Raw genomic sequence first — 736 nt, forward strand, 5'->3', positions numbered from 1 at the left:
GGGCACCGCCCAGGCCGCCGATCAAACCCTGGCGATGGTGGTCTCCACCCTCAACAACCCCTTCTTTGTCACCATGAAAGAGGGTGCCGAAGCCAAAGCCAAAGAGCTTGGTTACGAGCTGGTGGTACTGGATTCCCAGAATGACCCGGCCAAAGAGCTCTCCAACATGGAAGATCTTACCGTACGCAAGGTTGGCGCCATCCTGATCAACCCCACCGACTCCGAAGCGGTCGGCAACGCCATCCGCCTGGCCAACAAGGCCAGCATTCCGGTGCTGACCCTGGACCGTGGCGCCGCGCAGGGTGAAGTCAAGGCTCACATTGCCTCCGACAACGTGGCAGGCGGCAAGCTGGCCGGTGACTTCATCACCGAGAAACTGGGTATCGGTGCCAAGGTAATCCAGCTGGAAGGGATTGCCGGTACCTCCGCCGCCCGCGACCGTGGCGAAGGTTTTGCCCTGGCCGTGGCCGCCAACAAGCTGCAGGTACTCGCTTCCCAGCCGGCCGACTTTGACCGCACCAAGGGTCTGAACGTCATGGAAAACCTGCTGGCGGCCCATCCGACCGTACAGGCGGTGTTCGCCCAGAACGACGAGATGGCGCTGGGTGCCATCCGTGCTGTGCAGGCTGCCGGTAAAGAGGTGATCATCGTCGGCTTTGACGGGACTGACGATGGCAAAGCCGCCGTTGCCAAGGGCAAACTGGCCGCTACCGTGGCCCAGCAGCCTGCCCTGATC

Annotated in this window: 1 protein-coding gene; it reads left to right on the top strand. The window is 62.4% G+C overall.

The window, feature by feature from the left end:
• Window positions 1-736, top strand: a 736-nt coding sequence (gene rbsB, locus LD28_RS0113000; RefSeq protein ID WP_033137386.1) for a ribose ABC transporter substrate-binding protein RbsB, incomplete at both ends; no start/stop codon positions are given.

The sequence above is a fragment of the Aeromonas finlandensis genome (assembly GCF_000764645.1).
Classification (GTDB): Bacteria; Pseudomonadota; Gammaproteobacteria; order Enterobacterales; family Aeromonadaceae; genus Aeromonas; species Aeromonas finlandensis.